The sequence below is a fragment of the Clostridium drakei genome (assembly GCF_000633595.2).
Classification (GTDB): Bacteria; Bacillota; Clostridia; order Clostridiales; family Clostridiaceae; genus Clostridium_AM; species Clostridium_AM drakei.
On record NZ_JIBU02000072.1, the window covers coordinates 22,942 to 35,706 of the forward strand.

The following is a 12,765-nucleotide window of genomic DNA, read 5'->3' on the forward strand; positions in this document are numbered from 1 at the left end:
AAATCACTTACTATTAAAAAATAAATACTGATTTTCATACATAATATATTCATTATTATATATTCATATTTACACAAAAGTATTTAATTGAAAAAACACATAAAATTGTGACAAAATAATTTTTAAATTTAAAACTTAGTATTATTTTAATATATTCCAGCAAAATGTGAGATAATAGATTGAGGTGACTAAAATGTTACAAAGTTACATTAAGCAAATATTAAGCTTATATAATTATATTGATGCAATAGTAATGGTAGATACTGATGGAATAATACGATATTCAGATAATTTTAGAACAGATATTTACAATTTATATTCCGAAGAAATTATAGGGAAATATATTTGCGACATATACCCACAATTAAATGAACATAATAGTAGCTTACTAAAAGTTTTAAAAAGCGGTAATGCAATTCTTAATGAAACTCAACATCTTGTAAATTATAAACAAATTGAAATAGATGCTGTAAACTCTACCTTTTCATTAAAATCTGGAAACAAAATAATTGGTGCTGTTGAAATTTCTGCATATATCGACCCCGAAAAACAAAGAAAAAATATAACTCTACAATTAAAAAAAGGAAATGATGATAAAAGTGATTAAAGGTATCCAGATTCAACATTTGTAGAAGATGTAGCAATTGTAACTGAAAAATGTGCTATAATCACTAAACCCAGTGCACAATCAAGAAAAGGAGAAGAAAAAGAAGTTATTGATGTACTTAAAAAATTCTATAATAACATAGAATTTTCATCTGATAATGCATGCTTAGATGGTGGAGATATATTAAGATTTGAAAATCATTTTTATATAGGTCAATCAAAACGAACAAATGCAGAAGGTGCAAAACAGCTTACAAAAATATTAAACAAATATGGCTATACAACTTCAACAGTACCTGTTAAAAAAATACTACATCTTAAAACAGGCATAGTTTATTTAAAAGAAAACACATTTATTGGAACCGACGAATTTATCAATAATGATATTTTTAAAGACTTTACAGTTATAAATGTAGATAGTAGAGAGGCATATTCAGCAAACTGCATACTGATAAATGATAATGTTATAATTCCAAAAAACTTTCCAAATTCAAAAAAGGCTTTAATAGATGCAGGTTATAAAACTATTGAAGTTGAAATGTCTGAATTTGAAAAAATGGATGGTGGACTTACATGTCTTTCACTAAGAATACCTATGGATAATTCTAAATAAAAAAATAGATATGGCATACTTTATATCCTGTGTTATATAAAAGTCATTATACGACTAATATAAACACACTTTATGTAATAAGTATGCCAACTATAAGTATTATATTTCTCAACTATTTGAGGTACTAATAGTAACGAATTGTATGTTACTACACTATTTAATGTAAAAATGCTTGATCATATTTCCTATCTATTTAATTTTTTGCTTTTCTATACTTTTACCTACTTTATGAGAAAATGCCAATTTCAATAAAATAGGAGTTATAATTGTAGTTAATATTACAACAATTAGAGTTGGGAGGAATACTTCTTCTGAAATTATTCCCTTCTGCAGACCTATATTAGCAGTAATTATAGCCACTTCACCTCTTGAAATCATACCAGTTCCAATTTGAACAGCTTGACTCTTACTCATCTTAAGAAATCTTGCAGCAGCACCACATCCTACTACTTTTCCAATTACTGCTACAATAAACATCACTAAAGTTATAAAAAATACTTTCTCATTTAATCCCTTTAAATTTGCTTCTATTCCAACACTTGCAAAGAATATGAGAGACAAAAAACCAGATGAAATTGCTTTAACATTTCTCTCCAAATATTCCTTATGAGAAATTGATGAAAACATAAGTCCACATATATATGCACCAGTAATAGCTGCAATACCTAAACTTTCAGCAATATATGCTATGAATATAGCAAAGGCTATAGAAAACGTAAGAAATTCTCTACCAGGTTTTACATAACTTATAAATTTATTTATATATTTAGGTAAATATATCACTCCAATTATAGAAAATAAACAAAATAAAACTATTTTTATAAACACATATATAATTGATAATGTTCCTGACACTCCAGCACTTGAACCCGAAGTTTGTGCTACTGCAAGAACTATAGATATAAGTATAAGCCCTAAAATGTCATCTATTACAGCCGCACCAAGAATATTTATACCTGCTCTCGTATTAAGCTTTCCAAGTTCTTTAAGAGTTTCTACTGTAATACTTACACTAGTAGCTGTTAAAATAACTCCTACAAATACATTTTCCCAAAAATTATTGAAAAACATATATGCACTTAAAGTTCCCAAAACAAGTGGCAGTATTATACCTGCTACTGCAATTATTAATGAAGAAAATCCTGCTTTTTTGAACTCTTCTACATTAGTCTCAAGACCTGCAAGGAACATAAGCATAATTACTCCAAGATTTGAAAGCAGTTTGATATTATCATCATATTGAACAATATTTAACACTACTGGACCAAGTATTACACCAGCAATCAATGCCCCTAAAACTTCAGGCATTTTTAATTTTCTACTTATTATACCTCCTATCTTTGTAAATATAAGAATTAATACTATACTTAATAATGTTTTTTCCATGTTTACCTCCTTTAAATAGCAAAAAAAGTAGAAAGTCCCCAATAAAGGACTTTCCACCCCAAAAGTCAAATTCTCTTGAAATCAAATAAAAATTTGTTCAACCGAAAATAAACAGCTAATACTTAGCTATAAATATGCAATTTTAATAATATTAATAATATCACATAATAAAATTTTTTACAACTTTTTATTATTCATTTGTTTTCTATGGCTTTATTTTAAAAAAGTATATACATATTGGAGTAAATATGTTATACTATTGTAGGTATATAATTAGAATCGTAAAAATTAAATATTTATATCGCTGAATCAATTTGAACGGGAGAACCAATTTTTGGGGTGAATCTTGTCAGTATGGGCAAGTAGGGTTATTCTTCAATCCGAATCCGTCAGCTAATCTCGTAAGCGTTGGAGAGAAGTTTTGGTGTACAAGATAGTATATTTTGTATACCAATAAATAGCAATGCTTTATAAGCTGCAGATACTTCTCTGCAGCTTTATTATTTTTTTGAATAATTTAAATGGAGGTTTTGTAACAAATATTTTTTTTATTCATATTATCTAATGTCCAAAAGCAATGTTATATTTAAAAGGAGGATCATTATAATGAATACAAGCAGCTGTAAATTAGATGATAATTATTGCATCAAAATTTATCAATATAAAGTATATGTTGACTATTCTAATAGCTGTGCAAAAATAGTTAACTTTCACAATATATCAGTTCAAAATATAAATAGAATTGTACACTTTGCAGCTAAAGAAAATTTAGGAAAAGTTATTTGCAACTGTGATGCTAATTCCTTTGAAAACTTTATTAATGCTAAGTTCCACTTAGAAGGCAAAATAGATGGATATTTTCAAGGCGAAGATGCCTTTTGTATGTCATATTTTATAAGAAATAGCAGAAAGCTTCATAAAGGTTTAAATAAGGAAAATCTATTTCTAGTAGAAAGCTTAAATGCTGGAAATAGTTTTGTATATGACAATAATTTCAAATATGAAATAAGAGATGCAAAGGAAAGTGATGCAAAAGAAATAGCTAAATTATTTTCTAATACATTTTTCACATCTCCTTCTCTTGTTCATGATGAAGAGTATTTAAAGAAAACTATGAACAAAAAAACTTTGTACAAGGTTGCTGTTGACAATGGAAAAATAATTTCTGTAGCTTCAGCCGATTTAAATAGCTTAAACCTAAATGCTGAAATAACTAACTGTGCAACCTATCCTAAGTATAGATGCAAAGGTGCATTGTCAAATATTGTATATTCTTTAGAATTAGACCTTAAAAACATGGGATTTATCTGTTTATATGGTTTAGCTAGATCAATAAGTCCTGGTATCAATCTAGTTCTAAGTAAACATGGTTATAAATTTAGAGGAAGATTGATAAACAATTCTAATATATGCGGTACATTTGAAGATGTGAATATTTGGGTAAAAAATGTTAACAATGATTCAATTAATACACTTTCATTGTAATAAACCTTTGATATTATACAATTTAAAGCAAACCTATATAAAAGATCTACTAAAAACTAATTACAAGTTTTCAGTAGATCTTTTAATTTTATATTAAAATCTCAATTTTAAATTATTTATTCATAAGAATTATGCTTAATTCTATTTTAAAAATCATATTCTTTATTATTTTAAATTAAATTTTTATTTTTACTCTTCCTTCTGTACTTTTTTCAGCTGCTTGAAAAATTTTCAATGTGTTTTCTGCATAATCTCCTAAAAGCTTTTTACTCATTTCAAAATCTATCCATTCAATTACAACTGGTACTTCTATATCTGTAGTTAGGCAGTCCCAAAGGGCATCTAAATTTTCTCCATAGTACTCTGGAAACCTCAATTCCTTTTTTAAGACTTTATGTAAAATCTTTCTATCTGTCAATTTACTTCCTTCTAATACCACTTTATTCAAAATGTCCACCTCATTAAATATAAATTATTTTCCATTATATAAGAGTCTAAAGGTTTTATAATGATCTGAAGTTGAATAGATCAATCCATCATTAGAATAAAGTATCCTATCCGCTCCTCTATGTCCTCCATTATAATTAATATCACACTCATGCCAAATTCGTTTTGGAGCATCTGGCAAAAACTTTTCTGCATTGGTAAAAATGTCTCCTCCTATGCTTTTACCAGGCGCTACTTTATCAAGATCTTTTCCTGGATTCCATCCAAGTTTTGTTGCTTGTGCCTTAGTTATAAAATTATCAGGAAGATGTCCATTTTTGTGAATATAATCAGCAACTCCTTGAAAATCATTAATTACTTTCTTATCTTTTACATTTTCTATTTTTACACTTTCAATTTTTGTTCCTTGTTTTTCTTTTGTAACATTTTTATTTACTGATGCACAACCTATTAAATTTATACTAATAAATAAAAAAAGAAAAACAGAACAAATTTTTTGCATAAAATTATTTTTCATATCATTCATACCTTTCTATTTATTATAATAGACATAGTCTTTATTCTTATACATTGCTTTAGAAAACTATGCAGGTGATTTATCTAATACTTTTTCAATAAATATACTTATAAGTTCAGGATCAAATTGGACACCTGAATTTACTTTTAATTCTTTTATAGCAACTTCTTCTGGTAGAGCACTTCTATAACTTCTTTCACTTATCATGGCATCATAAGAATCTGCTATAGTTATAATTCTTGATTGAAGCGGTATTTCTTCTCCCTTTAATCCCTTTGGGTATCCTCTTCCATCCCATCTTTCATGATGAGCTAGTACATATTCAGCCATTTCTGCCATATCATTTACTGTACTAAGTATTCTATATCCAATTTCAGGATGTCTTTCTATCTCTTTTCTTTCCTCACCTGTTAATCTTCCTGGCTTGTTCAATATATTTTCTTCTATAGCTATTTTACCTATATCATGAAGTAATCCAACAGTCTTAAGTTCTTTAATTTCATCTTCAGGTAAACCAAGTACTTTTCCCATATTCTCACATAAAGTAGAAACCCTGTGAGAATGCTGTTCTTCTCTTTTATTTTTCTCATGTAGAGTAGTAATTATAGCACCTACAGTTTTTCCTCTCATACTTGGACTATCAAAAAGTTTTTTCTTGTACATATAATCTTCAGCTCTCTTTAAAATTTCTAATATATCTATATTCATATTTTTCTTGGTTTCATAACCAAATGAAATAGATATATCAACGGCACCTATCTTTTCATTTGAAGCCATTTTTTTAATATTCTTAAGAACTTGCTCTGTTCTATACTCATCTGTATTAGGCATCAAAATTACAAACTCGTCTCCTCCAAGTCTGGCAATAACATCGCTAGATCTATAACCATTAATTAAGACATTAGAAACTTTTTTAAGTAATTCATCTCCTACACCATGTCCTAAAGAATCATTTACAAGCTTTAATCCATTAACATCTGCCATAATGATAGTTAATGGTAAATTTTGTTCCTTATCTAACCTTTTTAATTCTTGTTCAAAAAATCTTCTATTATAAAGGCCAGTTAATTGATCATGATAACTTAAATACTCCAATTTAAGCTCCATTTGTTTTCTGTCATTAATATCTCTCCATAATGAATGAAAAACTTCTTTTCCATTAAGAAAAATAGTCGTTAGCATTACCTCTACTGGTAATAAAGTTCCATCAACTTTTTTGTACCACCATTCAAACTTACACTTCCCAATTTCCATAGTTCTTTTTCGCATTTTAAAAGACTTTAACTTAGAATTTTCTCCATCGGGCTGCTTTTCTGGATAAAATTCAGCTGGAGATTTGCCAATTATAAATTTCTTTGATTCATATCCTAAGGCTTTAACCATAGCTATATTACAATCCAATATTTTATCATCTGAAATTATAATTATTGCATCTGATGAATTTTCAAAAAGATTTCTGAACGTATTTTCACTTGATTTAACAGCCTCTTCTGCTTTTTTTCTTTCAGTAATATCTGTAACAATTACTGCAAGCTGCATTTTTTGAGGTATGTATACTATTATTTCATGGCATTTACCCTTGTCATGTAAATAACTTTCATAGCATACAGGTTTTCCTGTTTTCACAACTTGTTGAAACTTTTCAATTGAATCCTTATACATATTAGGAAATATTTCATAAATGGGTTTTCCTAATATATCTTTATTTTTTAATCCCATTAATTTTTCATGGCTAGGATTTGCTTCCAAAAACCTATAATTTATAATTTTTTCTTCTTTCTCTGTAGTTGCTTCATAAATTGCTAATCCTTGCTGCATTTCATTCACAAGAGCCTTGTACTTTTCTTCACTTATTTTTAGCTCCAATTCATTCTGTTTTTCAATAGTCACATTTCTCGATATGGCTATTACTTCTTTTTCATTATTTTTTACAATTCTAAACTCAAAAAAATATTCCTTGTTAGGCATTTCCATCTTATAATCAATCTTTTCCATTCCTCCATGACTAAGTACAGATTTAATTTTTTCATAAGCTATCTTTGCTGTTTCAAAAGGTAGAACTTCCGAAATATTTTTTCCAACAAAATCTTCCTTTGGCATTAGTATAATTTTTTCATCATCTGCTATACAATCTGTAAAATACCCATCACTATCAATGATAAACAAAGAATCTGGCATTGCTTTAACAATAGTTTTATTTTTTTCTTCGCTTTTGCTTAATTTTTTCTCACTTTCTATAAGTTGATCATATTGAGCTGTTAGTTCCTCTTGAAATGCTGTTAATTGCTGTATATAGGCTTCAAGTTCCTCATTAGCTGTTGATAACTCCCTATAGCTTTCATTAAGTTTATTTTCTGTTAAGTAAACTTTTTTGAAGAATTTATTTAACAGAAAATAAATAATAATTGTATTAATAATAACATGCAGCCAACCTTTAGACATACTTACAATTAATAACATATCATTATCTTTAACAATTTCATATATGATTTTATCTGAAAAATAAATCCATAGAAATCCTAAAATAAAATATATTAAACATATTTTAAGGCATTCATACTTATATTTTCCAATTTTTTGAGAAATCGAGTAGATTTTTTTTCTTAGCCCTTGAAACATAGTACCCCTCCATTTAAATTAGACTCTGCTCAACTTATTTACAATTCAATATTTATAATTCTATTGCCACACTTTACTATAAAAATATATACTTATGCATTTTTCAACAAATAAATTATTATAATCCACTCTTTCAACATAAATACCTTATATGTATATTTTATATTAATTTTAATAAAATTCAACAAGAATTGTTTATAGTTATAGATATTCATTTATACTAATTTTTCATATTTAATTTTATAGCTTTATTCTCCTCATACTTATGTAAAGATTTATACACAAAAATAGACGTGATAAAAAACACGTCTATTTTTATAGTAATTTTCTCTAAAATTCTTCATAAAATATACTAATCTCTAATTAAATTTATACTTCCTGCTAGTTAAATAATATGCATATTTAGTTATTTTTCTTCCAATATTGCCCCAGAGATTAGATACTATACCAAAAAGACGATATCTCATGCGCAAATACACCTTTTCATCTACGTTTTTTAAGTATAGCCATAGTTCTTTTTTCTTTTGAAGATTTTCTTCAGTTCCAGACACCACAAGAAGTACTGATGAAATAGTCATCATCATAGAAAGATAGTTTTTCATGTAGTCATCCAGACGTTTATTAGGTATTGTGCCAATAGTGCAATAGAAATCAATCATTAACTTAGTCACACGAATCTGCTGATCTATTCTCTTTATCATAATTTTCTCATTGACAGACTGATCTTCTCTTCCAATAAAGTATCTATATAAATCAATATTCATATAGTAAATAGTCTTAATATATGGTAGTGGCTGATAAACAAATAGATTGTCCACATAAAACGTATGTTTTGGAAGTACAAGTCCACATTCATGTAAAAGCTCTGTATTATAAATTACAGAATGCATAAGAATATACTGTGACATCTTAAATTTACCGACATCACTCCATCCAAACACTCTATTTTCTGGCATAACATTTTTATATCTTACAACATGACTAGTATTATCTACTGAATGCTCATAAACATAATTGCAAATCATCATATCCAGTACTTTTCCCTGTTCATGAAGCTCTTTAAGTACAGATATCACTTTCAACATTCCAGGTACATCAAGCCAATCATCAGAATCTACAACCTTAAAGTATAAACCAGAAGCATTTTTTATACCAGTGTTTACAGCTTCACCATGGCCTCCATTTTCCTGATGTATTGCTTTAACTATACTAGGATACTTTGAAGCATAATTATCAGCAATTATAGCGGTTCCATCGGAAGAACCATCATCAACAAGTATTATTTCTACATCTTCTCCACCTGGAAGCAAAGTTTCTATACAATGCTCCATATAAGCCTCTGAATTATAGCACGGAACTGTAAATGTTATTATCTTCATTAATCGTTTCCTTTCTCATCACAAATAATTTTATCAGCTAAAATTAATGCTCTTTCAATTATTGCATCCATATTATAGTATTTATATTCTGCTAATCTACCAAGTAAATGAAAATTAGGAAATTTTTTAGTAAGTTGCTCATATTTTTTATAAAGTTCCGAATTCTCCTCATTTAAGATAGCATAATAAGGTATTTCAGTTTCACTTCCTGTATATGCCTTTGGATATTCTTTCATAATAGTAGTTTTCCCACAAATATTCTGACCTGTTAAATGCTTAAACTCAGTAATTCTTGTAAATGACTCATCAACAGTATAGTTTACTGTACCTTTTGGTTGGTACCAAGTCATATCATGTCTTTCAAATAGAAAGTCTAATGTTCGATAAGGTAATCGTCCAAATTTACAATTAAAAAACTCATCCAAAGCACCAGTATATATTATAGTCCCATTAAAAGGCTTGCCTGCAAAAAACATACTATTTTCATTTATTTCAAAAAGTTTATTTGCGTCTGTATTAACTCTTAAATGTATATTAGGGTTATCCAACAACTTCTCAAAAAGAGAAGTATATCCATCAGATGGCATTCCTTGATATGCATCTTGAAAATATCTATTATCTTGCGAAATTAATACAGGAACTCTTGCTATAACAGATGGATCTATATTTTCAGGAGTAACCCCCCACTGCTTTTGAGTATAATACAAAAATACATTATTATAAACAAAATTAGCTAATTCTTGAAGATCAGGGTCTGTCTCACTACGAAGCTGTGCAATCGTCAATCTCTTATCTATACCATAAACAGAAATAAGCTTTTTTTTCAACATTTCTGCTTTTTCAGCATTAAAGGTTATATTAAGAGAATTCAGATTAAATGGTACTGGTATTAATTTCCCATGAAGATTTGCTAAAACCTCATGCGAATAATTTCTCCACTCTGTAAATCGTGAAATATAATCATATACCATTTTACTATTAGTATGAAATATGTGAGGTCCATATTTATGAACTAATATTCCATCCTCATTAAAAAAGTCATAAGTATTACCACCTATATGACTACGTTTTTCTATAATTAATACCTTCTTGCCTGCCCGTTCTGCTAATTCACGAGATATCACTGCACCTGCAAATCCACAACCTACTATCAGACAATCATATACGTTATTCATTAGTTAATATTTCCTCCATTCATTGGATATTATGTCTTATATAAAAAGTTATACACTTTATTTTATCATAAATAATTATTATATAAAATGTCACTTATTTTTTATGATAATCTTTGTTTATATCATTGTCAATAATGTATCGAACACGTTTAACAAATGTAATAAAAATGTAACAAAATACACAATATAAACCTTTGATAAAAGAAATAGTATTTTAATTTAACAAATAATTAGAATATGTTGATTTTTGTCGATATGTAATTTATTATATTGTATATGAGACAATTTCAGGAGAAATAACCAAAGTTGAAATTAAGCGAATTTTCAAAAATATTCTTTCTCTACTTATATGTTAGTGAAAACTTATTTATATCAACTAATAATTACTTTTTTAAAATTATAACGAAAAAGGAGCAACTAAAATGAACCTTAAAAAATTTAAGTTAAATAGCATTCGCACCAAATTGGTTATTAGTTTAATATCAATTTGTTTGATTCCCTTAATCATATCTGGGGCCGTTTCTTATGTGAAATCAAAATCAATACTCAACAAAAAATTATCTCTTACCAGCTCTCAATCACTTTTACAAATAGAAAATGGTCTTACTAATTACTTTACTGGATTTTCAGATATAGTTTCTCTTACTGCAAATAATCCAAGCATTGTAAATATTGATACAGATAATAATACTCAAATTATATCAAAAACACTAAAAGGTATACAGGAAAGTGATAAAGACATACTTGGAGTATATTATGGAACTTCATCAGGAAAATTCACAATATATCCTAATGCAAAAATGCCTGATGGATACGATTCAACAAAAAGAGATTGGTATAAACAAGCTTTAAACGATAAAGGAAAAGTTATAATAACTCCACCTTATAAAGATGCCGCTACTGGAAATAATGTTGTTACACTTGCAAAAACAGTAGAAAAAAATGGACAAATAGTTGGAGTTATTGGAATGGATTGTTCATTAATTACACTTTCACAAAAAATATCCTCACAGAAAATAGGTACTACAGGATATGTGTTTATTTCTGATATATCAGGTACCATTTTAGCTCATCCTCACAAAGAATTTATTGGCACAAAGGAAGCTTCCAACTTATCCTTTTGGAATAAAGTAAAATCAGAGGATAATGGATTTATAAATTATACATATAATGGTACAAAAAAATTCGGAGTATATGAAACAAATAAATTAACAGGCTGGAAGTTAGTAGCTTGCTTAAACGAAACTGAACTTTCCAATGACACAATGGCCATACTACAAATAACTTCTTTAATAATACTAGTAATGGCATTACTTTCAATTGGTCTATCTTTATTATTAAGTAAGGGAATTTCTAATAATATTAAAAGCTTAAAACATGTATTTGCTAAGGCCTCAAATGGAGATTTGACAGTATCCATAACCTCTACAACAAAAGATGAATTCAAGGATCTAGCTGAATCATTTAATTTAATGATGAAAAATATATCAGAGCTCATAACTAGTGTGACAAAGTCTTCTGAAATTGTATTAGACACCTCATCAAATCTTGCAAATATATCTGAGGAAGTAACAGCTTCCATAACTGAAGTTTCAAAAGCAATAGAGGAAGTTTCTTTAGGTGCAACAGAACAAGCACAAAATGCTCAAAAAGGTGCATCTGAGATGGAAAACTTATCTGATAAATTAGACAAAATCAATATTAGTTCCAATGAAATGGATAAAATTTCAAAAGACACTAAAGAATTAAGTTCAAAAGGACTTTCAATGATACATACTTTAGTAGAAAAGTCAGATAAAACTAAAACAACTACAAAATCAGTAAATGATATAATTTATGCTATGAACGAAAGTGCTAAGCAAATAAATATTATATCTGAAACAATATCCGATATAACAGCACAAACTAATCTTTTATCATTAAATGCAAGTATAGAATCTGCACGTGCTGGCGAAGCTGGTAAAGGATTTGCTGTGGTAGCAGAAGAAATAAGAACTCTTGCCGAACAATCACAAAGCTCCACAAAAAAAATAAAGGAAATTATAGCTGCTATACAGAAAAAATCAGAAACAGCAGTAAGTGCTATTAATTCAACCGAAGCGGCTGTAAATGATCAATATTTAGCAGTAAACAAAACAGAGGAGATATTTAATAATATTTTAAAATCCATTGAAACAATGATTACTAAAGTGGATGAAGTAAAGATGTTGATTGTTGACACCAATGATAAAAAACAATCTACATTAGCTGAAATTGAAAATATTTCATCGATATCTGAACAAACAGCGTCTGCTTCTCAAGAAGTTACTGCTTCTACAGAAGAAATAACCGCTACTATGGAAGATTTTACACAGCATTCAAACAAACTTCAAATGTTAGCAAAACAGTTAGAAACACAAATAACTAAGTTTAAAGTTAACTAACATAATTTTCAGCTAAATGCTCAGCTTTCACACATATAGATTTGACTAAATATAGGCACATTGCGACACAACTTTTTAGGTGGAGTCCGCATTGAATATATGGTGTATAAAAGCC

The 12,765-nt window shown here is 28.1% G+C and carries 9 protein-coding genes, 1 pseudogene, 1 riboswitch and 1 other annotated feature; of the genes and pseudogenes, 4 read left to right on the forward strand and 6 right to left on the reverse strand.

Translation table 11 applies throughout. The features are described 5' to 3' along the window. Positions 1-193: 193 nt before the first annotated feature. Together EG57_RS0223825 and EG57_RS27520 are read left to right on the forward strand one after the other, a co-directional pair. Positions 194-607 (forward strand): transcriptional regulator, encoded by a 414-nt coding sequence (locus EG57_RS0223825; protein WP_032079573.1) that lies wholly within the window; start codon positions 194-196, stop codon positions 605-607. 15 nt (positions 608-622) lie between these two features. Continuing rightward, a pseudogene (locus EG57_RS27520) lies at positions 623-1,219 on the forward strand (arginine deiminase family protein); the annotation flags it as partial. A 189-nt stretch (positions 1,220-1,408) separates the two neighbouring features. Here the strand turns inward: EG57_RS27520 and EG57_RS0223830 are convergent. Then, positions 1,409-2,605 (reverse strand): cation:proton antiporter, encoded by a 1,197-nt coding sequence (locus EG57_RS0223830; RefSeq protein ID WP_032079574.1) that lies wholly within the window; start codon positions 2,603-2,605, stop codon positions 1,409-1,411. Positions 2,606-2,652: 47 nt separating this feature from the next. After that, positions 2,653-2,708 (reverse strand) — a sequence feature (sodium ion sensor (DUF1646 type); this cis-regulatory element may regulate processes involved in with the transportation of sodium ions). Between the two features lie 189 nt (positions 2,709-2,897). Next, a riboswitch (cyclic di-AMP (ydaO/yuaA leader) is annotated at positions 2,898-3,028 on the forward strand. A 183-nt stretch (positions 3,029-3,211) separates the two neighbouring features. On the opposite strand from EG57_RS0223830, the gene ablB reads away from it, so the two are divergent. Next, positions 3,212-4,090 (forward strand): putative beta-lysine N-acetyltransferase, encoded by an 879-nt coding sequence (gene ablB / locus EG57_RS0223835; protein ID WP_032079575.1) that lies wholly within the window; start codon positions 3,212-3,214, stop codon positions 4,088-4,090. A gap of 175 nt (positions 4,091-4,265) precedes the next feature. On the opposite strand, the gene EG57_RS0223840 is transcribed toward ablB, so the two are convergent. From EG57_RS0223840 to glf, 5 genes are all read right to left on the reverse strand, one after another. Then, positions 4,266-4,538, reverse strand: coding sequence for a barstar family protein (locus EG57_RS0223840; RefSeq protein ID WP_032079576.1), 273 nt, complete (start codon positions 4,536-4,538; stop codon positions 4,266-4,268). A gap of 24 nt (positions 4,539-4,562) precedes the next feature. Then, the gene (locus EG57_RS0223845) at positions 4,563-5,054 is read right to left on the reverse strand and encodes a ribonuclease domain-containing protein (protein ID WP_032079577.1); all 492 of its coding nucleotides are present in this window, start codon (positions 5,052-5,054) and stop codon (positions 4,563-4,565) included. Positions 5,055-5,120: 66 nt separating this feature from the next. Further along, positions 5,121-7,673, reverse strand: a complete 2,553-nt coding sequence (locus EG57_RS26105; protein ID WP_084572318.1) for an HD domain-containing phosphohydrolase — start codon at positions 7,671-7,673, stop codon at positions 5,121-5,123. A gap of 359 nt (positions 7,674-8,032) precedes the next feature. Continuing rightward, the gene (locus tag EG57_RS0223860) at positions 8,033-9,052 is read right to left on the reverse strand and encodes a glycosyltransferase family 2 protein (protein WP_032079579.1); all 1,020 of its coding nucleotides are present in this window, start codon (positions 9,050-9,052) and stop codon (positions 8,033-8,035) included. Further along, positions 9,052-10,227 carry a UDP-galactopyranose mutase gene (glf, locus tag EG57_RS0223865; protein ID WP_032079580.1) on the reverse strand — a complete coding sequence of 392 codons (1,176 nt, stop codon included), beginning with the start codon at positions 10,225-10,227 and terminating at the stop codon, positions 9,052-9,054. Before glf ends, EG57_RS0223860 begins: the two co-directional genes overlap by 1 nt. Positions 10,228-10,649: 422 nt before the next feature. On the opposite strand from glf, the gene EG57_RS0223870 reads away from it, so the two are divergent. Beyond that, positions 10,650-12,650, forward strand: coding sequence for a methyl-accepting chemotaxis protein (locus EG57_RS0223870; RefSeq protein WP_032079581.1), 2,001 nt, complete (start codon positions 10,650-10,652; stop codon positions 12,648-12,650). Positions 12,651-12,765: the final 115 nt, after the last annotated feature.

Coding starts and splice junctions, on each gene's coding strand:
- EG57_RS0223825 (WP_032079573.1), top strand. CDS start 194: ATGTTACAAAGTTACATTAAGCAAATATTAAGCTTATATAATTATATT.
- EG57_RS26105 (WP_084572318.1), bottom strand. CDS start 7,673: ATGTTTCAAGGGCTAAGAAAAAAAATCTACTCGATTTCTCAAAAAATT.
- EG57_RS0223830 (WP_032079574.1), bottom strand. CDS start 2,605: ATGGAAAAAACATTATTAAGTATAGTATTAATTCTTATATTTACAAAG.
- EG57_RS0223860 (WP_032079579.1), bottom strand. CDS start 9,052: ATGAAGATAATAACATTTACAGTTCCGTGCTATAATTCAGAGGCTTAT.
- EG57_RS0223870 (WP_032079581.1), top strand. CDS start 10,650: ATGAACCTTAAAAAATTTAAGTTAAATAGCATTCGCACCAAATTGGTT.
- EG57_RS0223845 (WP_032079577.1), bottom strand. CDS start 5,054: ATGAAAAATAATTTTATGCAAAAAATTTGTTCTGTTTTTCTTTTTTTA.
- glf (WP_032079580.1), bottom strand. CDS start 10,227: ATGAATAACGTATATGATTGTCTGATAGTAGGTTGTGGATTTGCAGGT.
- ablB (WP_032079575.1), top strand. CDS start 3,212: ATGAATACAAGCAGCTGTAAATTAGATGATAATTATTGCATCAAAATT.